Raw genomic sequence first — 23,716 nt, 5'->3', positions numbered from 1 at the left:
ACAAAGAAGGTATATGCAAGTATCGTACCCAGACTTACAAATGCTTTAACAAATGCAGGTAATCATCCCAGTTATAACGTTGGATACAACTTACAATATTGCACGAAGGGATGCCCTGCCGATATGAATTACTCTATTTTCTCCGGGCTTACGGCCCTCATACTGAATATTCATTTCCAGGTTTTTGCCCAATCTTTTCGTGAGGTCTATCGACCATAACAAATTCTTTCCTGGCTGCAATCCATCCAGCATAATATAACTAACAGTAGTGTTGGTCGGGAAAGGAAACTGGATGGTGTTGTACGTAAACTTTCCTTGAAGAGACGCATTCTGCAGCAGGTTGTATTTCACATCCGCATTCATGGCATGAGAACTTAGGTTTTCAGATAACCCAAGTTGATTCTCTTTATGCTGGTAGCGATACCCTCCTCCTATTCTGAAATTGGCTCCTTTTGTGAAACTTAGTTTCGGCTCTACAGAATATTGCTGCACCGAATAGTTCCGGTTATCAAATTTTTCATTGCCTGTGGCCAGTTGTGTTTGGCCGGTTTTTCCAATTAACTCCAGCGTATATCGTTTGGCGAAATTCAGGCGGCTGCGGATATTCCATTCCTCCTGCGAACGGCTTTCCAGTCCATAGGTCAGCAATATTTTGGCATTGTTACGGATATTGCTGATATCAAATCCCCAGCGTGAACTAAACCGATTAAACGCAAGGCTATTGATCCAAACACTGGTTAAACTGATCAGGGTACTGTCCACTAGTTTATTATCAAACGGATTGAACTGAATGGATCCATCTGCCAGTTGCTTGCGGTACAATTGCAAAGAAGTTTGGAGGTTGAAGCGTGTGAGCATTTTTTTGAACCCTTTCGTGGAGAGTGGATCCAATGCTGCCCTGGGATTGATCGCCATACTATAATTGAAACTATTGTAGGCCGCTTTTACAAATTCATTGGTAGGCGTGAAAATTCGGATGTATTTGGCCTGGTCCTGGAATAATGCAATCTCAAATTCATTGAGTTGCTGCACGCCATCGTTATTGTAATCAAACCAGGCATATTCTCCCTGGCCGGCAGGTACTTCGAGAAATGCAAAATCACGCTTCTGCTCCTGCCCTGCGCCCAATTCATACAACACATTGCCGGTTACCAATCCCTTCCATTCATTGATCTGATACTCCACCCTTCCCAACAAGGATTTATCCGACTCAGAATTAGTATTTGTCTTTTGGAATACCTGCAGGGTTCGATAAGTAGCATTCACCCGCAGCTGGTGTGCCGGACTCGACATCAATTCTCCTGTTAACGTAAAATTCTGGCTGCGATCGGTTCTTACTAATTCACCTCCTATTGGCAATTGATCACTTCGGGTATAATAACTGAAGCCCCATTTGTTGGCTTTCTGTTCATCGGATTTCAGGTAAATCTTCAGGATATCAAAGGAAAAACTATAGGGCGTAACCGTATCTCTTTGTTTGTTCCGGGCTTCATTGTGTTCCAGTTCATAACTCATGCCAACTGTGTAGTTGCGCAATCCTGCCAGCGTTTTCGCAATATTCAAACTGGGTCGGAGAAAATATCCATCATCAAGTAAGCTGCTCGATTTCGTAATGTTCAACTGATTATTGAAGCTCCATCCTTTTGTATTCTGCTGGTGAATCAAACTGTTCCTGCCTCCTTTGAAGCCATCACTGCGTTGGTACCCGGTAAACTGGTAGCGCAGGCGATTGTTCTTCTTATCATTCAGTTCCAAGCCTGCAGCATACATGGTTTCATCAGCAGGCAATACCTGCAGCGGCAATCCCCAGTCGCGGGTGAACTCTACATTTCGTAAACGTTCCAATGGCCGAAAGCTATGCTCCACCCATTCAAAGGATCCATCTCCCTGCAGGTTCAACGTTGGATTTAGTTGTTCGATATGTTTGAATTGAAATCGCGAAGCAAAGCCTTTATCATTTCCTTTTTGCCGCGTTGAAAAAGTATTGATATCGAAATTACTCATGCCGATATCCGCACTGATGGTGGTTTTACCACTGACGAAATAATCACCTCCAAACGTTAGTATCTGTTGTTTTTTAGGTGTGATCAGTAAGGTAGCTGCTTCAAAATTCCCCTGGGGCACACCATTGATGGGTTCCACCCAACGATACACTTTGCCGTTGGCAGCATTGAGATCAGGAACATAATTTCCCCTGCCCTGTCCTACTTCAATAAAATTCAGATTATACCGTGCACTGTCAGGATTCGTTGAATACACATAGATGGAATCTGCTGCTCCATTAACCAGCACTTCGATTTTCTTGTACAGGATTTTACCCGGAGAGAAGGTATCAATGGAAGCAATTGGATAAAACGCTGACTGGATACTGTCTCCCACCAATCCCAGGAATCGTTTTTGTTGTGGATCCAGTGTTTGGTTGATGGGAGAGTTTTTTGCATCGTTATTGGAGAAAGCTGCCATCCGCAATCGAAAGCGCTTACCTATGTCCGTTTCATTCGAAAGATAGAGGTTGGTGTTAAGGTAGTTCCGGTCGGCATATTCAAATTCAACCTGGATCCTGCGATCCTTATTGATCATACGGCGAGGGGTAAACGTAATTTCAGCTGTATTGTAATTGATCACATAATCACGGTCTTCTCCACGTTGCAATAATTCTCCATCGAGGAATACTCTTTCCGTACCTGCCAGCACTACAAAATAGAGTTCATTATTTGCACCTGTCAAACGATAAGGGCCCTGGTTGCCTTCCAATCCGTCGAATATATTTCTCGTGAATTTTCCTTTGGCGATAGAGCCACTGAACATGGTTCTATTTACCACATTGTTGCCCAGGTTGCTGGTGTTTTCGAAAGCTCCGCCTTGTAGACGTTTGTAAAAATTCAGGAAATAATTCCGGTTCTGCCGGATATCGATATCACCCAGGCTAAGCTGCCATCCTTTCTTTTTGAATTGCAAAAAGATACGGTCAAATTCATTTAACTGTTGCGTGGTGCCATCGGGCTGGATAGGAATATTGTTATCGGTGATGGCTGCCGCAATTTCGATGCTATCGCCCAGAAAGCCATTGATTTGAAGGTTGAGGTTGGAAGTAACCACCGCATCCTGTGCATTACCGAAGGATATCCCTCTTCCAAAACTTCCGCTGTAATTGATATTGCCGAAATTGAAAAACTCCTCATCGCGGCGGCTGGATTCACCCATACTGCGGATGGTTTGCTGTGATACGTAGGAGTTCAGTATACTGTCAAAATTCAGGTCCTGTTTAACCTTATTAAGTCGCGTTGAAAAACTGCGCCACTGCACCAGTACCGAATCAAATGGAGGCGGTTGTTTGAAGGTGATACTGCCATCCAGCCAGTCGATGGTGTACAAACTGTCTGCGATTCCGGGTATACGAACCGAACCAGGAATAATGGTGAGTGAATCAAGTGTGATTTTTCCTGCTTTTACAGGTATGCGGGCCTGCCGGGCATTCGAGGTTTTGAGCTGCTTCAAAGCTGAAGGCTCCTGTGCCAGGAGTAACTGTCCCCACAATACGATCAACAACGATATCAGCAGTTGTTTTAGCAAAAGGCCCGTTTCCACTTAAAGCGATAAAATTAACTGATTATTGCCCAATATAGCCATGCAGCGCTCTTCCTGGCGCAATTGTCAAAGATGGATGCGTTTGACTCCTTCCAACACCCTGTTTAGCCTGTTTTTGTGTCTGCTATTCGGCGCTTCCTGTACTACCCGAACAATTTTTAGAAGTCCGTATACCAATCAGCAAAATACTTACCATGTGATGCCGACTCTTTCGGATGAGAAGAAAACAGCTCATTATCTCACAGCTTCAGCAACATTGGGCGGCTCCAACGACTGGCTGGCTGATGCGATTTATATTTTCCAGGGCAAGTATCATGTAGCCGGACAATTAGGAAAAAATCTCCAGGGATATGCGGGATTGCATGGCAGTGTGGGCAGTTATGATATTTCCGGTGGCGCTTATGACAACAACGTCAAATACGATCCGGTAACCGGGGAGCCTATTTACTTTGATGGGCCAACAGGTAATAAGTTTACCGCTTCTGTGGGCTCAACAGCCGGATTGGCAGTAGTGATTCCTCTTGGAACCCGTGTGGAATGGCGGGTTTTTGGCCTGGAAACCAGCTTCGGCAGAGAGTTCGGCGATTATTACAAAACAAGACTGGCATTACCTGATTCGGTAGTAGAAATTTCAGACCGCCGAAATACACATCTAACGCTGGGTGGATTTACTGAGTGGATATTCAAGCCCCGAAATCCGGATGTGCGACTTGGTTATCAGTTGGCGATAGGGTCCTCCTTACATCGTTTGCTCAACTATGAACAATTCACCTATAATAACTTCACACCCTTTTATATCAATAACACCTTCCATTTTACCGTACGCCGTACTACAGGATTTGTGCGTTTATCAGCTGGCAATTTCTATGGTGCTGTTCAATCAGGAGTCAGCTTCCGGCTTTAATTAAGCCGGAACGCCTTCGCCATATAGTTCAGCCTTCAGCTTCTTAACCCGGTCATCTTCCAGGTATTCATCGAAGCTCATCAGGCGGTCAATAATACCATTGGGTGTAAGTTCAATGATCCGATTGGCCACAGTTTGCATGAAGGTATGGTCATGTGATGTCAGCAATACAATGCCTGGGAAGTTCTGACAGCCTTCGTTGAAGCTCTGGATACTTTCCAGATCGAGGTGGTTGGTAGGCTGATCCAGCATGATCAGGTTGGGATTCTGCAACATCATGCGACTTACCATACAACGCACTTTTTCACCACCACTGAGTACATTGGTTTTCTTCATGATATCATCTCCGCTGAACAGCATTTTGCCCAGGAAGCCGCGCAGGAAGGGTTCATCCGCATCTGTAACATGTGGTGGCACATATTGACGCAGCCATTCCAGCAGACTCAAACCTTCTGTGAAGAATTCATTGTTTTCAACCGGCAGGTAAGCACTGGTGATGGTAGTACCCCATTCGAAGCTACCCTTATCCGCTTTGCGCTTATTGTTGATGATTTCGTAAAAAGCAGTTGCTGCCAGGGGATCCTTACTCAGGATCGCGATCTTATCATTTTTATTTACACTGAAGCTTACATTGTTAAACAGCGCACGGCCATCAACTGATGCACTCAGTTTTTCCACATTCAGGATCTGGTTTCCAACCTCACGCAGGGGCTGGAAGATAATACCTGGGTAACGACGGTTGGAAGGTTCAATCTCTTCAATGGTTAGTTTCTCGAGGGCCTTTTTCCGGCTTGTTGCCTGCTTGGATTTGGAGGCATTCGCACTGAATCGGGCGATGAATTCCATGAGCGCGGCACGCTTCTCCTCAACCTTCTTGTTCTTATCGTTGATCTGGCGACTCATCAGTTGGGAGCTCTCATACCAGAAGGTATAGTTACCTGTGAAGATTTTGATCTTCTGGCGATCCACATCGGCAACATGGGTACAGATGGCATCCAGGAAGTGACGGTCGTGGGATACAACCAGTACGATATTTTCATAATCTGCCAGGAAGTTCTCCAGCCAGCTGATAGTTTCAATATCCAGACCATTAGTCGGTTCATCGAGCAGCAGGATATCCGGGTTTCCGAAAAGAGCCTGGGCCAATAAAACCCGAACTTTGAGGTTACCGGGGATGTCTTTCAGCAAGCTCTGGTGGTATGATTCAGGTACACCCAGTTCACTGAGCAGGCTGCCTGCATCACTTTCGGCAGTATATCCGCCCATTTCTCCAAATTCACCTTCCAGTTCACCGGCACGCATGCCATCTTCTTCACTGAAATCAGCTTTCGCGTAGATGGCATCCCGCTCCTGCATCACTTCCCACATTTTCTGGTGCCCCATTAATACGGTGTTCAACACAGTGACATTGTCGTAAGCAAAATGGTTCTGCTTCAGAACGGCCAGGCGTTCACCGGGACTAATACTCACAGATCCCTTAGAGGGTTCGATTTCCCCGGAGAGTATTTTAAGGAAGGTCGATTTGCCGGCACCATTGGCACCGATCACACCATAACAGTTCCCCTTGGTGAAATTGAGGTTTACTTCATCGAATAGAACCCTTTTGCCGAATGATAATGTGACGTTGTTAACTGAAATCATGATAGAATCTCCTTCTTTGGAGGCGCAAAGGTACGGAAGAAGGAGGAAAGGAAGAATGGAAGAGGGAGGAAAGGAAGAGGAAACAAAGGAAACTGGAGACGAAGGAGGCTGGGAAGTATGTCGTTGGGCGAAGATTTGGGGGGATTGGTCGAAAATCAGGGAGGCCCTAAGTGGAATATTTAGATATTGCCGTTGAAATCAGTTATGAACCCGAACCAGCTAATATTTTCTGGAGCTATCCTAATGGGACTAGCTGCCATTCTCCGGCTGGTGCTGGGGTTCCGAAAAAATGGACTCTGTTGCCGTTTCCTAGGGCTGTATTTTTTGCTTTTCACCTTGTTCTCGATCAATAACCTGCTGATAGAAACAGGTGGTATCCGGTCCTGGCCGATTTTCTGGGGCAGCATCCTACCCCTTTACTTTGTACCCGCACCATTGATTTATCTCTATGTGCGCTCCGTTAGTACTGGGAAAGCGTTTACCCCAAAAACCGATTGGATTCATTTCCTTCCAGCTATTCTTTCTGTGGTATACCTTCTGCCCTTCTACGTGGCAGCTAAGGCAGAAAAAATAGTACTTATGGAATCTTTTCTTGCTGGTGATGAACCCTCCTTCTACCAGCCGGCACTTATTCTGTTTGGATTATTTTACCTCCTGCTCATACTTGCCAGGTTGGCTGCCTTCAAACTGGATGTTGAAAAATCTCAGACCGAAGACAACAGAAGCATGTTCCGCTGGCTTGTCTTCTTTGCTGCACTCTATACCCTATTCTGGTTTGGCAACAGTATTTACTTTATCAGCAATTCCTTTCCGGATCAACAAACTTTTGTGCGGCTTAAAAATATCGGAACCTCCATCACACTGATTGTTTCAGTATTCGCCTTCCTGCTGAACACAAGGCCGCAACTACTCCAAAAACTGGATCGCAAACAGATCGTATAAACATGTCAGTGAACCTGACCAAACTCACCCCTCCGACCTATTAAAGTCAGTTGCCATGCTGGATTATAACCTGATCTTAGCCATCTAAACAGTAGTTATGGATAAACATTTTTTTCTGAACGAGTTCCCAGAATTGAAGGATAAAATCCAGGAATTAAAAGCCAGTGATGCCCATTTCAAAAAGCTCTACGAAGACTATAACGAAACCAATCACCAGGTAGAAAGAATAGAAAATGGAATTGAACCCGCCGACGATCATTTCCTTAATGAGTTGAGGATGAAACGTGTGAAGTTGAAAGATGAGCTGTATCAGAAAGTGAAAGGTGAAAAGTGAAAGGTGAAAGAAGAGAAGACACCCTAAAACAACCAATAAAAGGCCGCCTCCAGATTTGGAAGCGGCCTGGTTTTTTATTTGAATCTCTCCAATAAAAAAGCCGCCCCACCTGGAGCGGCTAATATCTTTCACCTTTCACTTTTCACCTTTCACTCTACTACCAATCCCGCACCAATATACTCAGCATTCAACCGCGCAATATTGGTAATGGAAATTTCTTTCGGACAAACTGCCTCACAGGCACCTGTATTCGTACAGGCACCAAAACCTTCCCGATCCATCTGCGCCACCATATTCAGTACACGGCCTTTGCGCTCAGGTCCACCCTGGGGGAGTAATGCCAGGTGAGAAACTTTGGCGGAGAGGAACAACATCGCCGAACTGTTCTTACAGGCAGCTACGCATGCACCACATCCGATACAGGCAGCTGCTGCAAATGCATTATCTGCCTTGTCTTTTTCAATCGGGATCGCATTCGCATCCACCGCGTTACCAGTGTTTACGGAAATGTATCCACCCGCCTGGATAATGCGGTCAAAAGAACTGCGATCCACCACCAGGTCTTTTACCACTGGGAAAGCATTTGCTCTCCAGGGTTCTACCACGATGGTATCGCCATCTTTATAAGCGCGCATGTGCAACTGGCAGGTAGTATTCGCATGCCAGGGACCATGGGGCTTTCCATTGATATACATAGAACACATACCACAAATTCCTTCGCGGCAATCGTGATCAAAAGCAATGGGTTCTTTTCCTTCACGGATCAATTCTTCATTCAACACGTCGAACATTTCCAGGAAAGACATTTCCGAAGAAATGTTTTTAACCTGATAGGTTTCAAATCTTCCTTTCTCCTGGCTATTCTTTTGTCTCCACACCTTCAGGGTGAGGTTCATAGTATAGTGTTCCATATCAACTATGGTTGTTTAATAATTCAGATTATTTATAAGAACGTTGAGTTGGCTTGGCCACATCAAAGTTGAGTTCTTCCTTATGCAGGTTCCAGTTGTGCTCACCTGCATATTCCCAGGCAGCTACATAAGAGAAGTTCGCATCATCACGCAGCGCTTCTCCTTCTTCTGTCTGGCTTTCTTCCCGGAAATGACCACCGCAGCTTTCTCTTCTGTTCAGAGCGTCAATACACATCAATTCACCCAATTCGATGAAGTCAGCAACGCGATTGGCTTTATCCAGCTCCGGATTCATTTCAGTAACGCTACCGGGTATACGAACATCAGACCAGAATTCTTTTTTCAGCTGGCGGATTTCTTCAATTGCCTGCTTCAATCCTTCTTCACTACGCGCCATACCGCATTTGTCCCACATGATCTTACCCAGCCGTTTGTGGAAACTTTCTACTGTTTGAGATCCTTTAATGGACATCAGTTGGTTGATGCGATCTGCTACTTCTTTTTCTGCCTCTACAAATGCCGGATGATCGGTTGGTATGGCTGGTGTACGAATTTCATCTGCGAGATAGTTACCAATAGTGTAAGGAATCACAAAATAACCATCTGCCAATCCCTGCATCAGTGCTGATGCACCCAGGCGGTTCGCTCCGTGATCAGAGAAGTTGGCTTCACCCAGGGCATATAATCCCGGTACCGATGTCATCAGTTCATAATCCACCCAGAGACCACCCATTGTGTAGTGTACCGCGGGGTAAATACGCATCGGAACTTCATAAGGATTCTCTCCGGTAATCTTTTCATACATGTCGAAAAGGTTACCATATTTTTCTTTTACTACATCCTTACCTAACTGGGTAATCTGATCAGCAGTTGCACCCTGGATATTACGCTTGTTTACTTCTGCTTTTCCATAACGCTGGATAGCATCTGCATAATCAAGGTAAACAGCCTGGCGGGATGAACCTACGCCATAACCTGCATCACAACGCTCTTTGGCGGCACGGGAGGCCACATCACGGGGAACCAGGTTACCAAATGCTGGATACCTTCTTTCCAGGTAATAATCCCTTTCTTCTTCCGGAATTTCATTCGGGCGACGGGTATCGTTCTGCTTTTTGGGAACCCAGATACGACCATCATTACGAAGTGATTCTGACATCAGGGTTAGCTTACTCTGGTGGTCACCACTAACCGGGATACAGGTAGGGTGAATCTGCGTAAAGCAGGGGTTTCCAAAATAGGCACCTTTTCTATGAGCTTTCCAGGCAGCTGTTACGTTGCTGCCCATCGCATTGGTTGAAAGATAAAATACGTTTCCGTAACCTCCGGAACATAACAGTACAGCATGACCGAAATGACGTTCCAGCTTTCCGTTTACCAGGTTACGAACAATAATACCTCGTGCTTTACCATCTATTTTTACAACATCCAGCATTTCATGGCGGTTGTACATCGCAACATTACCCAGGGCGATTTGGCGCTCCAGGGCCTGATAGGCACCAATCAGGAGCTGCTGACCGGTTTGTCCGGCAGCGTAGAAGGTCCGCTGTACCTGTGTTCCACCGAAAGAACGGTTGGAAAGCAGGCCACCATATTCACGGGCAAAGGGAACACCTTGTGCTACACATTGGTCGATGATGTTCACACTCACTTCTGCCAGCCGGTGTACATTTGCTTCACGTGCCCGGTAATCACCACCTTTAATTGTATCATAAAAGAGACGGAACACGGAGTCTCCATCATTCTGATAGTTCTTGGCAGCATTGATACCACCCTGCGCCGCGATACTATGCGCCCTGCGGGGTGAATCCTGGAAACAGAAAGCTTTCACTTTGTATCCCAGTTCTCCAAGGGAAGCAGCAGCAGAAGCACCTGCCAATCCGGTTCCCACAACAATCACTTCCAGCTTTCTTTTATTCGCCGGGTTCACCAGTTTACAATGTCCTTTAAATTCTGTCCATTTCTGATCTAAAGGTCCGGCAGGAATTTTTGAGTTGAGCATATATCGACAATTAGATAAGTTATCCTGAAAATTAACCGGCAATTTTTGTTTGCCTCGCTTTTGTTGATTTTATTCTCTCTTTTTCACTTTTCACCTTTCACCTTTCACTTCTTATCCTACCCATCCGAAGTACATCGCTACCGGCATAAGTGCAAAAAGAAGAGAAACGAGAATGGAAAATCCATATCCCAGATTAACCAACAGCGAATTGTATTTATTGTTGTGTACTCCTACTGTTCGGAAAGCACTTTGGAATCCATGCGCCAGGTGATAACCCAGGGAAATACAACCGAGCAGATATACTGCAATTACCCATCCTTCTGAGAATACAGCTTTCATTTCGCTGAACATATCGTGCATTTCAACTCCATTATAAGTAACTGGAGCAAGTGTATGCGTAATCCTGGCCTTTACCCAGAAATGAGCCATATGAATGATAAGGAAAAGGAGGATGATGGTTCCCAACAGGCCCATAGCGCGACTGTACCACTTACTGCCCCGATTGCCCAGGTTCACTGCATAACCAACTGAACGGGCACTGCGGTTTTTGGCTTCCAGCATGTAACCCTGTACAATGTGGAGAATGATTCCGGCAAATAGTCCGATTTCAAGGATACGTATCAATACAGTTGAACCCATGAAATGAGCTGCTTTATTAAACATGGCACCATTTTCATCGGGATCAACCAGATCGGCAAAAATGGTTGCATTAATACCAACATGAATAACAAGGAAAGAAATCAGGAATAAACCGGTAAGCCCCATTACGAATTTCTTGCCAACCGATGAGGTGAAGAATTCAGACCATTGCATACGGCACTAGTGTTTATGATTTGTGCAAATTTAGCTATTGAAGGCTTCCCTTTAACAATATTGTTAAGAATTTATTGTGGTTACTGCTTGTATTACAAACATTTATAACGCAAAAAAAGCGGCCCGCAAAAAGCAGGCCGCCATGAATAAGCAATTGGTTGGTCAAACATTACCACTTATCAACCTCTTCATCTGCGCCTGCAGATGGGGGAACACTGGATACATTGTTTACCACAGGTGCAGCAGCAGCTACGGCAACAACTTCCTGGTCACCATTTTCAAGGCCTTCCCCTTCTTCAAGGTTGTCGTGGTTATACGCATCAAAATCAAAATCGGGCATGAGATCGGTTTTCACGAAATCAACCGCCTCAGTCAATGCTTTTAAGAATTTATTAAAATCTTCTTTGTACAGGAAAATCTTGTGACGATCATACCCATTATCATCAAATTTCTTACGACTCTCGGTAATGGTCAGGTAGTAATCATTACTACGGGTAGCTCTTACATCAAAAAAGTACGTTCTTCTTTTACCGGCTCTGATGCGCTTACTGTAAACGCTCTCCATCTTTTTGTCGTTATTCTCGTACGCCACAGTTGTTATTTTATTTGCAGTTTAAAAAATATGCTTGCGAATAATGTAGGAGCAAATATAGGGTTGTTTGTGAATTAGCAAAATTTTAGAAAACTTTTATGCTACACTAAGTGTTTTCTCGTACCCCGGTTATTTCGGTCTCATCTTCTTTTTCTTCCTGCTGATGTTCATATAGATACTGATAATATTCACTTGTTTTCAGCAATTCTTCGTGTGTTCCTGTAGCTGCAATCCGGCCATTTTCCATAACTATAACCTTATCAAAGGAAAACAGGGAAAAGATCCGGTGGGTGATAATAATGGATGTTTTTCCTTCCAGGTAACCAGCCAGGTTGGCAATAATGGTTTTTTCTGTTTTGGCATCCACTGCACTCAGACAATCATCCAGGATAATGATCGGAGCATTTTTTAATAAGGCCCGCGCGATGCTGATGCGCTGTTTCTGACCACCACTCAGTGTAACGCCACGTTCTCCAATCACCATATCGTACTGCTGACTGAAACTCATAATCTCCTGGTGGATGCTGGCTGCTCGGGCAGCTTGTTCTACCTCCTGCTCATCTGCCTCGTCCTTTCCAAAAGCAATATTATTTCGGATCGTATCACTAAAGAGGAAAACATCCTGGGGAACATAGCTGACCTTTTCGCGTAGGTGTTTCAAATCAATCTCCGTAACCGGCACATTATCCAGGCTGATGGTTCCTGCATTGGTATCGAATAATCGCAGCAACAACTGGGCAAGTGTGGTTTTTCCACTTCCGGTACGACCTATAATAGCCACTTTCTCTCCCTGGCGAATCTCCAGGCTCAAGCCTTTGATTGCTTTAATTCCGGTGTGATCATACGTAAAATCAACCTTATCAAAGCTGATATTGCCTTTGATTTCGGGATGCTTTGCGTCAACCGGTTGTTGTATCCGGGATTCTGTATCCAGAAATTCATTGATTCGTTTCTGGGAAGCAGCAGCCCGCTGGATCATACTGGCTGTCCAGCCAATAGCACTGACAGGAAAAGTAAGAATGTTGATATACATCACAAATTCAGCCAGCATACCGGTTGTTACATTCGAACCCGGTTGCATGGCATAGATGCCTCCTATAAGTATGGTCAGCAGGGTACTGATCCCGATCATCAGGGCCATGGTGGGGAAATAGATCGCTTCCATTTTAGCCAGCCCGATGGTATTCTGCCTATACTCCTCACTGTTTTTTTCAAAATAATCCTGCTGCGCTTTTTCCTGCACAAAAGATTTGATGACCCGGATACCCGAAAAGGATTCCTGCGCTGTAGTTGTCAGTTTGGAAAGCAATGCCTGGATTCGTTCGCTTTTGCGGTGAATGATAGTATTCACTTTGTAAATAGTGATTGCCAGTAAGGGTAAAGGAGACAATACGATCAGGGTTAATTTGGGATTGGCCTGTAACATGTATACCAGGCAGAAACTAATGGTAAAGGCCAGGTTGACAAAATACATGATAGCCGGTCCCGTATACATCCGAACCCGACTTACATCTTCGGCTATGCGATTCATGAGATCCCCGGTCCGGTTCTTTTTATAAAAGCTGAGATCGAGCTGCTGGTAATGACGGTAAATCGCATTCTTCTGATCAAACTCGATGTGGCGGCTCATCACAATAATCGTTTGCCGCATCAGGAACATGAAGAAGCCACTCAAAATAGCTGTAGCCAGCAATACGATTCCGCACAAGAGTACCAACTGGCCAAAATCTTTGTTGCGGGTATGTTCCACCAGGAAATAAACCACCCAGTCGTAGGTTGTTTTCTTAGCGCCCTGGTATCCCGGCAGTTGCTGCTCCACCGCATCTATAACAAATCGGGTAATCTGGGGTGCAAGAATCCTGAAATAGTTCGATAATATAATAAACAATATGCCCAGGAAAAACCGCCAGCGATACTTCCAGAGATATTGATTGAGACTTTTGAGGTGTTTCATGAAGGGGCAAATTTAAGGGAAAGGGGAAGAATGGAAGAGGGAGGCATGGAAGAGGGGACAAAGGAGAAGGGAGGAAAGGAGGAATGGAAGGATTGAGCAAAATTAAGGAGGCGGAGTTGAAAGGGGTTTGGGATATTGCGGTATGATGAAACGCTACTATACTACCCTATTGTTACTGGGAGTCCTCTCAGTACTGTTGTCCATGAATGCTGTTGCACAGAAAACTGCGATCCAAACCATCACCACTCATGATAAGATCACAGTGGTTACCGATCCTTCAAAAGGCATTAATACCTACCTCGGATGGGGAAAATTTCCTGCCACCACTATACCCATTCGTAAAATCCGTATGGTTGTAAAGTTTGGTTGTCCGGATACGCTGAGGTGCGCCGACTGGGATTATATGGACCAAATACTGATCCGGCGTAAAGGAGGACAAAATGCACCGGATCTGAGTTATGAAATCGGGCGCATGCTTACCCCTTATGGTGGCGCTTTTGGGAAGAATTGGAATTTTGAATGGGCCACAGACCTTACTGATTTCAGCCTGCTTTTGCGCGATAGCGTGGAAGTGGAATACCGGCATGCGGGTTATGAACCCAATAACGACCGGGGCTGGAAGATCACCGTACAATTTGAAATTACACCCGGACCTCCTGCCCTTCCCCCGGTTGCCATTCACCGGGTTTATGATGGTCATTATGCCTATGGCGATAGCAGCAAACCAATTGAAGCGGCACTCAAACCGGTCAGCTTTACCTCAGATTCAAAAACCCGGAATGCCCGCCTGCTGGTTTACCAGACCGGTCATGGTATGGACCCTGCAGGATGTGGGGAATTCTGCAGCCGGTACCGCGAAGTGCTATTCAATGGTCAGTTGATCGACAAACGGGATATCTGGCAGAAATGCGGAGATAATCCCCTCTATCCACAAGCCGGCACCTGGGTAATTGATCGCGCCTACTGGTGCCCGGGAGAGCTGAAACATGCCGACAGTTATGAACTAACCATCCAGCCTAACCGAAAAAATGTAGTGGATATCAACATGGAGCCATATCAATCACCCAAGCCCAGCGCAACTGAAGTGATCTCCGCCTATGTGGTGGAATATGGAGCCTATCGAAGCAAGCAGGATGTAGCTATGGAAGATATTATCGTTCCCTCCAATAAAGACATTCATTCAAGGATCAACCCGGCTGGTGTACACCCGGTAATTGCTTTTCGCAACCTGGGTGGCGAATTGCTAAAAACCCTGCAAATCAGTTATGGCACAAAGGGTAAAGTTCGCCAGCTCTTTCAATGGAAAGGAGAACTCAAGCCAGGCGAAACAGCGATCGTGAAATTGCCTGGTATTATTGTATCAGGTCCAGGTGAAAATGAGTTCCAGGTTGAACTTAATCGCCCTAATGGAAGACAAGATGGCTACCTTCCGGACAATAGTATGAGCAGCGTTTTCAACGCCATACCAAAGCATGGTGCCAGCCTGGTTTTCCAGTTTAAGACCAACCGGCAACCGGAACACAATTCCTATACCCTGACCAATTCAACTAATGAAATTGTTCAGCAACGAAAAGAAGGTGAACTCAAAGCAGACAGCCTGTACCAGGAGCAATGGCAACTGCAACCGGGAATCTATACCTTACAGGTAAAAGATACTGCAGGAGACGGACTGGAATTCTGGTTCAATCGCCGGGGCGGTCGCGGTTATGCCAGACTGTTAGATCACCAGCGCCGGATGTTGCATCCCTTTGAATCGGATTTCGGAACCAGCCTGTTTTATGCATTCGAAGTGGTCCAGGATTCCACCCAACACCAGGCTCCTGTGGAAACACCCGCTGTTGGCCTCTACCCTACCATGAGTGCCGGACCCACTACCCTCGACTATTTCAGCAATACTGCAGAAAAAGTGACAGTTCGTTTTATATCCGACCCTGGTAACCAACTGGTGGAAGAACATGTGTATGAAAACCTGAAGGAAGGTGTTTTCCAGTACGATATGAGTTACCTGCCGGCACAGCGCTATTATGTTCAGGTATGGGTGAAAGGGAAAATGGTATTTAATAAACGATTACGAATTGTTTTTCGTCAATAATTCCGGAACTTGAACATCGTCAATAAAAATAGTTGTAAATTCTGTCCTTATTTATCACCAACAACTCAACAAACATGCAATCGCAACGCAGACAGTTTCTTAAGTTAATGGGTGGCCTTGCCATAGGAGTTACAGGAGTATCCTGCCTGGACAGTTCGGATGAGAAAAAAACCGAAACTGCTGAATCCGGCACTACTGAGGCTGCCAAAAAATTATTCTTTGAGATTTCCCTGGCTCAATGGTCGCTGCACAAAACCCTTTTCGAAAAGAAAATGGACAATCTTGATTTCGCCGCCAAAGCCAGAAAAGATTTTGGTATCGGTGTAGTGGAATATGTAAACCAGTTCTTCAAAGACAAGGCCCAGGACACCAATTACCTGAATGAAATGCTGAAGCGCTGCAGTGACAATGATGTAAAAAATCACCTCATAATGATCGATGGTGAGGGAGATATTGGTCACAAAGTAGAAGCAGAACGCATCAAGGCAGTAGAAAACCATTACAAGTGGGTGGATGCTGCCAAACACCTGGGTTGTGCCACCATTCGGGTGAATGCCGCAGGTGAAGGAACCGCAGAGGAAATTGCCAAAACAGCAGCCGACGGATTAAGCCGCCTGGGTGAATACGCAGAAAAAGTAGGTATCAATGTAATTGTTGAAAACCATGGGGGATATTCTTCCAATGGTGCCTGGTTGGCTGGCGTGATGAAGGCTGTCAACAAACCCAATGTGGGAACCTTGCCAGATTTCGGCAACTTCTGTATCAAACGCGAACCGGGCAACTGGCGCAACTGCCTGGAAGCGTATGACCGCTATCAGGGTACTACCGAACTCATGCCTTTTGCCAAGGGCGTAAGTGCCAAATCACATGATTTTGATGCACAGGGAAATGAAACCGAAACAGATTATAAGAAAATGCTGCAGATTGTAAAAGCTGCTGGATTTACTGGTTATATCGGTATCGAGTACGAAGGAGAAGTGTTAAGTGAAGATGAAGGCATCCGTAAAACCAAGGCCCTGCTTGAAAAAGTTGGCATGGAACTGGCCTGATAAACTACATGAGCGAGGATGGCTTATTGCCATCCTCCTCCTAATGCTCTATAAAGATCAACTTTAGCCTGCATCATTTTTAAGCGGGTATCCACCAATTCCAGTTCGGCATCCAATACTCCTTTCTGTGCTGTAATCACTTCCAGGTAATTCGCATAGCCTCCCACATACAAATCCCTAGCTGTTTGCACCGCAGTTGACAACACATTAAATTCCTTTTCTTTCAGATAAAACTGCTGACTCAGATTCGACCAGTTATTCATCTGTGTACTAATTTCATTATACGCTACCACCAGCGTTTGCTGGTAACTGTTGAATGCAATTTTCTGCTCAGCCGTTGAAATGTTGAAATCGGCTTTCAACTGCCGGCGATTTAACAATGGCGCAGTTAGTCCGCCCAGTATGCCCCAGGTCAATGATTCCGGATTAATCCACTTAGAGGCATTGTATGAATGTAACCCAACCATAGGTTGCAATGTGAGGGCGGGTAGGAAGGCAGCCCGGATGGCTTCAATATCACTTTTAGCCGCCTGCAGTTTTAATTCTGCTTCTTTGATATCCGGGCGACTTAACAATACATCCGCTGGAAATCCAATAGGTAAAGGTGAAGGAGTAATATCCTGAAAAGAAAACTTCTGCCGCTTTATCGGTTGATCATACTGGTTAGCCAGCACACTCAGTTGATTTTCGATAGACACCACCCGCTGTTTCATCATCCACTCGAGTGATTGTGTACGATACAACTGTGCTTCAAACTGTTGTACCGCCAGTTGGGTAGCACGGCCACCCTCCTTCTGCACTTTCACCACTTCCAATGCCTGTTGTTGCAGTTTGATATTATTTTGGATGATATCCAGTTCAATATCACTGGCAGCCAGCTCATAGTAAAGGGATGCAACCTGTGCTACCAGTTGCGTGGTAAGATAACGTCTGCCATTTTCGGCTGCCATCAGCCTGGCGATGGCTGCTTTTTTCTGGGCTTTGAGTTTACCCCAGATATCAATTTCCCAATGACTACGGACTCCTATAAATAAATCAGGTACCGGGTTAGGAACAATCTGCTCTTTACTAAGATTGGGCGATAAATTCATATCAAAATTACCCACACCATTCATTGTATACTCACCAAATCGATCCAGTCCACCACTTAACACTCCCTGGAAAGAAGGCAGAAAAGCGGCTCTGCGCTGGTTTACCAACTGGTTCATGATTTCCACCCGCTGCAATGCAATTTGCTGGTCCGGATTATTTTTCAATACCGTATCGATCAGTTGCAACAACAATGAATCACTATAAAAAACATCCCAGTGAAAATTACCCGCAGAGGTACTGTCCATCATGGAGGCACTGGTATCCGTTTTGGGCAGAAACTCTGGTGGTAAAGGTTTTACATCCGGTAAAGCCGGAGGAGCAGCCACTTTGCAGGCAGCCATAAAAAGGACTGCCACCAGGGTGCCACCCAGGAGTTTCATACTTCGTTTATGCATCACCGTCAATTGTTTCATTTTCTGTAATTTTTTTCTTAACCGGCGCTTTGAGCAAACTTGCGAAAAGCACATACAATCCGGGAATTACCAGCACACCAAAGAGTGTACCGATCAACATACCACCAGCTGCTGCAGTACCAATGGAACGGTTACCCATAGCACCGGCACCGGAAGCAAGACAAAGCGGCAATAAGCCCGCAATAAATGCAAAGGAGGTCATCAGGATCGGACGCAGACGTGATGCAGCACCTTCGACTGCCGCCTCCAGCACAGAGCGACCTTCTTCCCTGCGCTGAATCGCGAATTCAACAATCAGGATGGCATTCTTGCCAAGCAGCCCAATCAACATTACCAGGGCAACCTGCGCATAGATATTATTTTCCAATCCGAGTGCCCACAATCCAAAAAAGGCTCCGAATATCCCGGCAGGCAAGGACAACAACACCGGTAATGGCAACAGGAAACTTTCATATTGAGCTGCCAGCAGCAGGTATACGAAGACCAGACAGATCAGGAAGATATATACAGCCTGATTCCCCGAGAGGATCTGCTCGCGTGTCATACCACTCCATTCGTAACTAAAACCTCGGGGTAAATCAGCTGCTGCTTCTTCTATCGCTTTGATTGCATCACCACTACTGAAGCCCGGTTTTGAATCACCCGTAACCATTGCGGAAGTGTACATGTTATAGCGAGTCAATTGTTCAGGTCCGTATACTCGTTCGAGTTGAACAAATGTTGAATACGGCACCATCTCACCCTGGTTATTCTTCACATAGAGCTGCAGAATATCATCCGGATTTTTGCGGTATTGCGGGTATGCCTGCACCATCACTTTATACATCTGACCAAAGCGGATAAAGTTGGTAGCGTAATAACTACCCAGCAGAGTTTGCAGGGTACTCATCGCATTGTCCACTGTTACCCCTTTTTTGGCAGCCATTTCATAATCAATATGAATCAGGTATTGCGGGAAACTGGGGTCAAAGCTGGTGAAAGCTCCACTGATTACCGGAGAACCTTCCAGCTTTTCAATCAACTGGTTGGTTACCGCAGCAGTTTGCTGCAGATCACCGGTTCCGGTTTTATCCAACACCCGGAATTCAAATCCACTTGCGTTACCAAAACCTGGTACGGTTGGCGGCGGGAAGAATTCTATCTGTGCATCCTTGATATGTTTGGTTTTGGCAACCAGTTCCTCCATCATGTCCTGTACAGATTCGGTACGTTCATCCCAGGGCTTGAGGTTGATCATACCCATTCCATAAGAAGCCCCTGCCACATCATTCATCAGGCTGAATCCCGCTAGGGTAGCGATGGTTTCAACAGGTCCGAGGTCATTGGCTACTTTTTGAATTTCATCCAGCACTTTTTCGGTACGTTCAACAGTAGCACCCGGCGGTGTGGTTACATTCACATAAATCATACCCTGATCTTCTGTAGGAATAAAGCCGGATGGCAAAACTTTGATGATACCAAATGTCAGTACACAGAAGAGCAGGAAAAGGGAGAAGGTCAGCACCCGTTTGCCGGCGATACGTTGAATCAGCCTGGAATACCAGCGTTCTGTTTTATCATATTTGTTGTTGAAGCCTTCGAAGAATCGTCCTAGCAGGTTGCGTTTTTTCACTTCATCATGTCGCATGAGCAAAGCACAAAGTGCTGGCGTAAGTGTCAGGGCATTCACGCCCGAAATCACAATTGAGATAGCAAGCGTAATAGAGAACTGACGATAGAATACTCCCACCGGTCCGCTCAGGAAGGCAACCGGAATAAACACCGCAGACATTACCAGGGTAATTGCCAGAATCGCGCCTGTAATCTCTTTCATCGCCTTGATGGTAGCTTCCAGTGGCGGCAGGTGCTCCTGTGTCATTTTAACGTGCACGGCTTCTACTACTACAATCGCATTATCCACCACAATACCAATCGCCAATACCAATGCAAAGAGGGTAAGCAGGTTAATAGAGAACCCAAACAGCTGCATGAATGCCAGAGTACCGATCAAAGCAACTGGTACTGCAAGCGCTGGAATTAAAGTAGAACGAAAATCTTGCAGGAAGATAAACACCACGATAAACACGAGGATAAAAGCTTCTAACAAAGTTTTGAGTACTTCATTAATTGAAGCATCCAGGAAACGCGATACATCATACGAGATATTGTATTCCATTCCCGGCGGAAAACTGGTTTCCTTCAACTCTCCCATCCGGTCTTTTACGGCCTGGATTACATCCCGTGCATTGGAGCCCGGGCGTTGTTTCAACATGATGGAAGCAGCCGGACGGCCATCGGTCTTCGAAACCATGCTATAGGTCATCGCTCCAAACTCCACGTCTGCAATTTCTTTCAGACGCAGCAGGGATCCATCTTCCTGGGATCGAATTACTACTTCCGCATATTGTTTGGGCTCGAAAAATTTTCCGGTATAACGCAACACATACTGGAGCGGCTGGGTCTGCTTTCCGGAACTCTCTCCTACTTTACCTGGAGCAGCTTCAATATTCTGGTTGCGCAATGCCTGCACCACATCATCGGCCGATACATTGTAAGCCAGCATGCGATCAGGCTTTAACCAAACACGCATGGAATATTCTTTCTGACCCATGATCTCGGCAAAACCAACCCCATCAATCCGTTTCAATTCCTGTAGGATATTGATATCTGCAAAGTTGTAGATAAAGTCTTCATCTGCTGCAGGATCGGAACTCATCAGGTTGAGATAAAGCAACATACTGTTTACTTCTTTCTCTGTCGTAACACCGGCTTTGATTACTTCTTCCGGTAATTCATCGAGGATAGTTGTTACCCGGTTCTGCACGTTTACTGCTGCCAGGTCAGGGTCTGTCCCCACCTCAAAATATACCTGGATCAGCGTATTACCATTGTTACTGGATACAGAAGACATATAGGTCATACCCGGCACACCATTGATGGCACGCTCCAAAGGCGTTGCCACCGCTTTCGCACATACTTCGGCGTTAGCACCTGTATACTTGGCACTAACTACCACGGAAGGCGGTACGATATCCGGAAACTGGGTTACGGGCAGGGTAAATAATGCCAGCAAACCCAGAAGCGTTATTAGCAGGGAAATTACCAGCGACAATACTGGTCGCCGGATAAAAGTTTCTACCATTATTGTAGTTAATTAGAAGTAGTCACCGAAGTGAAAAGTGGATTAATAGTCATACCATCCCGCAGGTTCTGAATACCCTCATAGACGATGGTATCTCCTGCATCCAAGCCGGACGCCACGATATAATATTCTGCCACCCGACGTGCCGGCATAAATGGTTTTTGATGGATTTTTTTATCCGATCCCACCACGTAAACAAAATGTTTGTCCTGGATTTCAAAAACAGATTTCTGTGGCACCATTACAATGTCGGAAGCAATGTTGCTGAGTCGTACCCTGCCGGATGCGCCATGTTTGAGCAGGCGCTGCGGGTTCGGGAAACGGGCCCGAAAAGCAATGGATCCGGTACTTTCATCAAATTCACTTTCAATAGTTTCGATTTTTCCTTTTTGCGGATAAACCGTTCCATCTGCGAGAATGAGGCTTACGATCTCGGTTTCTGTTAATGATTCTTTATTCCCTTTTGTCAATTGCAGGTATTCTATTTCCGACACATTGAAGTAAGCAAAAACCGAGCGATTATCTGAAAGAGTGGTAAGCAATGTTCCAGATTCAATCAAGCTTCCTCTTTTCAGCGGAATCCGGTTAACAATACCATCAAAAGGCGCTTTGATTGTGGTGTAATTTAATTGCAGGTTGGCCAGGTCATGGGCCGACAGGGCTTCTTTCACTTTTGCCTGAGCTGCCATCAACCGGGCTTCTGCCAGTTTCAATTCTGAAGTAGCTACTACATTTTTATCGGCTAGCGTTTTTACCCTGCCAACTTCCAATTCTGCTGCATGCGCTTCAGCATGCGCGTTGGACAATTGTGCCTCCGTTCTCGCTACTGCATTCGTATATTCTGCTACATTGATTAGAAAAAGCGGTTGGCCCTGTTTTACAAACTGTCCTTCATCTACTAAAATCTGTTCCAGGAAGCCATCCACTTTGGCACGGATTTCTACGTTTTGTACGGCCTGAATGTCGGCTACGTACCCAGTATACAACGTTGTATCAGACTTAGCCAGTCTAACTACCGGAATCTGGTCTGGTTCTTCAATTTTTGTTTTATTATCGTTTGTACTACAACCAAATAAAAAAAGAACGATGCCCCACGCTGCTGCACGGAAATGTCCAGTCATGTTGAATTATTAAAATGATCACTTAAAAAATACTTGCTTCACAATAGGCAAGTGATCATCAAAATGGTTTCAGGCGAAATAGATATCCAACAAAATCAGGTTTGATAGAAAAATCTTCCGGCTGGTGGAGTGGAAAGATAACCAGCGCAGGTATAAATTTAATGAAGATATCAAGCCCATTATCCGGAAAGGCAAGGTGAGTCATCCGGATAGTAACACTCCGGATTGCTTCCGGAATCCAATTTCCAAATTCAAATCTCAGGGAAGAAAAACTCAGATCTGTTTCCAGGTTTTCATAATTCTCCAGCACCACAGCATGACTTATTGCGTCAAGATTATTTTTGACTGCTGAATGCTTTACCAATGTGCCTGCTAACGGTAACATCAGTAACAGGAACATGCCAATAAAAGCCCTTAACCCTTTTTGTAAAGGTAATTTCATTATATCGGTCCTGGGTTTGTTGAATCGTTTCAAAGTTAAACCGCGGAAATCACTATTTGACCAATGATATCATGAAAAATTCCTTAAAGTTTTCTTAAGGACAGCGGTATATAATTGATATACAATTTGTTTTAATACATCAAGGCAATTGAAAACGGATCTGCCAAAGGCCTCTCAGCTCACCTACGGAAAAACCCTTAGCAAGATCATTCGGATACAATGAATCAATGGTTGCAACCAGCGAAGCAGGAATATTGGAGTTGGGTTGACCATGACAGGTAAGACACATTGGCTGAAGTAAAATCGGCTTATAATAATCAACCTGATTGGCCGTACGAACAACTACAGGCTGAAGTGAATCCCCCGCAGCAAGTTTTGTCTTATAAGTATCCCAGATTGCTTTGCTTTCATCCGTTAATTGGTTCTGAGAATTGCGGTACCGTTCCGTCAGACGTTCTATTTTAATAAAATCTGTATTTAACTGGTGGGTTAATGCCAGGGCATTCAGCTGACAGAATCGGATAGCTTTATCCACTCCGCTATCTGCTATCGCAGTTTGCAAAGCACCCCGAATCGTTTGAAAAGCTGCAGCGGAAAGACTGTCTCCGGTTTTCAGGTAATATGCATCCGGCCGGCCCTTGGGCTCCGACTGGCAAGCCACCAGTACTACCAGTAGCCAGGCAATATGAAACCTGTTTCTCATAT

At 45.2% G+C, this 23,716-nt stretch carries 17 protein-coding genes; 5 read left to right on the top strand and 12 right to left on the bottom strand.

Features of this window, described 5'->3' with window-relative positions:
- Window positions 1-90 precede the first annotated feature (90 nt).
- Window positions 91-3,573 (bottom strand): DUF8818 domain-containing protein, encoded by a 3,483-nt coding sequence (locus MD536_RS02860; protein ID WP_239595637.1) that lies wholly within the window; start codon window positions 3,571-3,573, stop codon window positions 91-93.
- A gap of 40 nt (window positions 3,574-3,613) precedes the next feature.
- Here MD536_RS02860 and MD536_RS02855 point away from each other — a divergent pair, with 40 nt between their 5' ends.
- Complete coding sequence (locus MD536_RS02855) at window positions 3,614-4,492, top strand: hypothetical protein (protein ID WP_239595635.1); 879 nt, start codon at window positions 3,614-3,616, stop codon at window positions 4,490-4,492.
- On the opposite strand, the gene MD536_RS02850 is transcribed toward MD536_RS02855, so the two are convergent.
- Complete coding sequence (locus tag MD536_RS02850; RefSeq protein ID WP_239595633.1) at window positions 4,493-6,133, bottom strand: ABC-F family ATP-binding cassette domain-containing protein; 1,641 nt, start codon at window positions 6,131-6,133, stop codon at window positions 4,493-4,495.
- Between the two features lie 204 nt (window positions 6,134-6,337).
- Here MD536_RS02850 and MD536_RS02845 point away from each other — a divergent pair, with 204 nt between their 5' ends.
- A complete protein-coding gene (locus MD536_RS02845) occupies window positions 6,338-7,075 on the top strand; it encodes a hypothetical protein (protein ID WP_239595625.1) in 738 nt (245 codons plus the stop codon).
- A gap of 97 nt (window positions 7,076-7,172) precedes the next feature.
- A complete protein-coding gene (locus MD536_RS02840; protein ID WP_239595623.1) occupies window positions 7,173-7,409 on the top strand; it encodes an HP1242/YdcH family protein in 237 nt (78 codons plus the stop codon).
- A 149-nt stretch (window positions 7,410-7,558) separates the two neighbouring features.
- Here the strand turns inward: MD536_RS02840 and MD536_RS02835 are convergent, their stop codons facing one another.
- The 5 genes from MD536_RS02835 to MD536_RS02815 all read right to left on the bottom strand — a co-directional run bounded on the left by MD536_RS02835 (window position 7,559) and on the right by MD536_RS02815 (window position 13,681).
- The gene (locus MD536_RS02835; RefSeq protein ID WP_239595622.1) at window positions 7,559-8,320 is read right to left on the bottom strand and encodes a succinate dehydrogenase/fumarate reductase iron-sulfur subunit; all 762 of its coding nucleotides are present in this window, start codon (window positions 8,318-8,320) and stop codon (window positions 7,559-7,561) included.
- A gap of 28 nt (window positions 8,321-8,348) precedes the next feature.
- Entirely contained in the window at window positions 8,349-10,322 is a 1,974-nt protein-coding gene (locus MD536_RS02830; protein ID WP_239595620.1) for a fumarate reductase/succinate dehydrogenase flavoprotein subunit, read from the bottom strand.
- Between the two features lie 111 nt (window positions 10,323-10,433).
- Entirely contained in the window at window positions 10,434-11,135 is a 702-nt protein-coding gene (locus tag MD536_RS02825) for a succinate dehydrogenase cytochrome b subunit (protein WP_239595618.1), read from the bottom strand.
- Between the two features lie 169 nt (window positions 11,136-11,304).
- Window positions 11,305-11,727 carry a DUF3276 family protein gene (locus MD536_RS02820; protein ID WP_234865943.1) on the bottom strand — a complete coding sequence of 141 codons (423 nt, stop codon included), beginning with the start codon at window positions 11,725-11,727 and terminating at the stop codon, window positions 11,305-11,307.
- A gap of 106 nt (window positions 11,728-11,833) precedes the next feature.
- Window positions 11,834-13,681 (bottom strand): ABC transporter ATP-binding protein, encoded by a 1,848-nt coding sequence (locus MD536_RS02815; protein ID WP_239595617.1) that lies wholly within the window; start codon window positions 13,679-13,681, stop codon window positions 11,834-11,836.
- A 142-nt stretch (window positions 13,682-13,823) separates the two neighbouring features.
- Here MD536_RS02815 and MD536_RS02810 point away from each other — a divergent pair, with 142 nt between their 5' ends.
- Together MD536_RS02810 and MD536_RS02805 are read left to right on the top strand one after the other, a co-directional pair.
- Window positions 13,824-15,773: a peptide-N-glycosidase F-related protein gene (locus tag MD536_RS02810; protein ID WP_239595615.1), complete on the top strand. Its 1,950-nt coding sequence runs from the start codon at window positions 13,824-13,826 to the stop codon at window positions 15,771-15,773.
- Between the two features lie 74 nt (window positions 15,774-15,847).
- Entirely contained in the window at window positions 15,848-16,822 is a 975-nt protein-coding gene (locus MD536_RS02805; RefSeq protein WP_239595613.1) for a sugar phosphate isomerase/epimerase family protein, read from the top strand.
- Between the two features lie 23 nt (window positions 16,823-16,845).
- On the opposite strand, the gene MD536_RS02800 is transcribed toward MD536_RS02805, so the two are convergent.
- From MD536_RS02800 to MD536_RS02780, 5 genes are all read right to left on the bottom strand, one after another.
- Window positions 16,846-18,327 (bottom strand): TolC family protein, encoded by a 1,482-nt coding sequence (locus tag MD536_RS02800; RefSeq protein ID WP_239595610.1) that lies wholly within the window; start codon window positions 18,325-18,327, stop codon window positions 16,846-16,848.
- On the bottom strand, window positions 18,302-21,448 hold the full coding sequence (locus tag MD536_RS02795; RefSeq protein WP_239595608.1) for an efflux RND transporter permease subunit: 3,147 nt from the start codon (window positions 21,446-21,448) through the stop codon (window positions 18,302-18,304). Before MD536_RS02795 ends, MD536_RS02800 begins: the two co-directional genes overlap by 26 nt.
- An 8-nt stretch (window positions 21,449-21,456) precedes the next feature.
- Window positions 21,457-22,569: an efflux RND transporter periplasmic adaptor subunit gene (locus MD536_RS02790; protein ID WP_239595606.1), complete on the bottom strand. Its 1,113-nt coding sequence runs from the start codon at window positions 22,567-22,569 to the stop codon at window positions 21,457-21,459.
- A 58-nt stretch (window positions 22,570-22,627) separates the two neighbouring features.
- Window positions 22,628-23,011: a hypothetical protein gene (locus MD536_RS02785; protein ID WP_239595604.1), complete on the bottom strand. Its 384-nt coding sequence runs from the start codon at window positions 23,009-23,011 to the stop codon at window positions 22,628-22,630.
- Window positions 23,012-23,150: 139 nt separating this feature from the next.
- On the bottom strand, window positions 23,151-23,714 hold the full coding sequence (locus MD536_RS02780) for a Tll0287-like domain-containing protein (protein WP_239595602.1): 564 nt from the start codon (window positions 23,712-23,714) through the stop codon (window positions 23,151-23,153).
- Window positions 23,715-23,716: the final 2 nt, after the last annotated feature.

Origin of the sequence: Flavihumibacter cheonanensis, assembly GCF_022352215.1 — a bacterium.
Lineage (GTDB): Bacteria > Bacteroidota > Bacteroidia > Chitinophagales > Chitinophagaceae > Flavihumibacter > Flavihumibacter cheonanensis.
Note: the sequence above shows the minus strand (reverse complement) of the source record. Positions and strands in the feature narration are given on the sequence as shown.

Bases quoted from the DNA above. Each gene is read 5' to 3' on its own strand.
- MD536_RS02815 (WP_239595617.1), bottom strand. From the start codon at position 13,681: ATGAAACACCTCAAAAGTCTCAATCAATATCTCTGGAAGTATCGCTGG.
- MD536_RS02785 (WP_239595604.1), bottom strand. From the start codon at position 23,011: ATGAAATTACCTTTACAAAAAGGGTTAAGGGCTTTTATTGGCATGTTC.
- MD536_RS02830 (WP_239595620.1), bottom strand. From the start codon at position 10,322: ATGCTCAACTCAAAAATTCCTGCCGGACCTTTAGATCAGAAATGGACA.
- MD536_RS02800 (WP_239595610.1), bottom strand. From the start codon at position 18,327: ATGAAACAATTGACGGTGATGCATAAACGAAGTATGAAACTCCTGGGT.
- MD536_RS02790 (WP_239595606.1), bottom strand. From the start codon at position 22,569: ATGACTGGACATTTCCGTGCAGCAGCGTGGGGCATCGTTCTTTTTTTA.
- MD536_RS02825 (WP_239595618.1), bottom strand. From the start codon at position 11,135: ATGCAATGGTCTGAATTCTTCACCTCATCGGTTGGCAAGAAATTCGTA.
- MD536_RS02840 (WP_239595623.1), top strand. From the start codon at position 7,173: ATGGATAAACATTTTTTTCTGAACGAGTTCCCAGAATTGAAGGATAAA.
- MD536_RS02850 (WP_239595633.1), bottom strand. From the start codon at position 6,133: ATGATTTCAGTTAACAACGTCACATTATCATTCGGCAAAAGGGTTCTA.
- MD536_RS02835 (WP_239595622.1), bottom strand. From the start codon at position 8,320: ATGGAACACTATACTATGAACCTCACCCTGAAGGTGTGGAGACAAAAG.
- MD536_RS02795 (WP_239595608.1), bottom strand. From the start codon at position 21,448: ATGGTAGAAACTTTTATCCGGCGACCAGTATTGTCGCTGGTAATTTCC.
- MD536_RS02805 (WP_239595613.1), top strand. From the start codon at position 15,848: ATGCAATCGCAACGCAGACAGTTTCTTAAGTTAATGGGTGGCCTTGCC.
- MD536_RS02810 (WP_239595615.1), top strand. From the start codon at position 13,824: ATGATGAAACGCTACTATACTACCCTATTGTTACTGGGAGTCCTCTCA.
- MD536_RS02780 (WP_239595602.1), bottom strand. From the start codon at position 23,714: ATGAGAAACAGGTTTCATATTGCCTGGCTACTGGTAGTACTGGTGGCT.
- MD536_RS02845 (WP_239595625.1), top strand. From the start codon at position 6,338: ATGAACCCGAACCAGCTAATATTTTCTGGAGCTATCCTAATGGGACTA.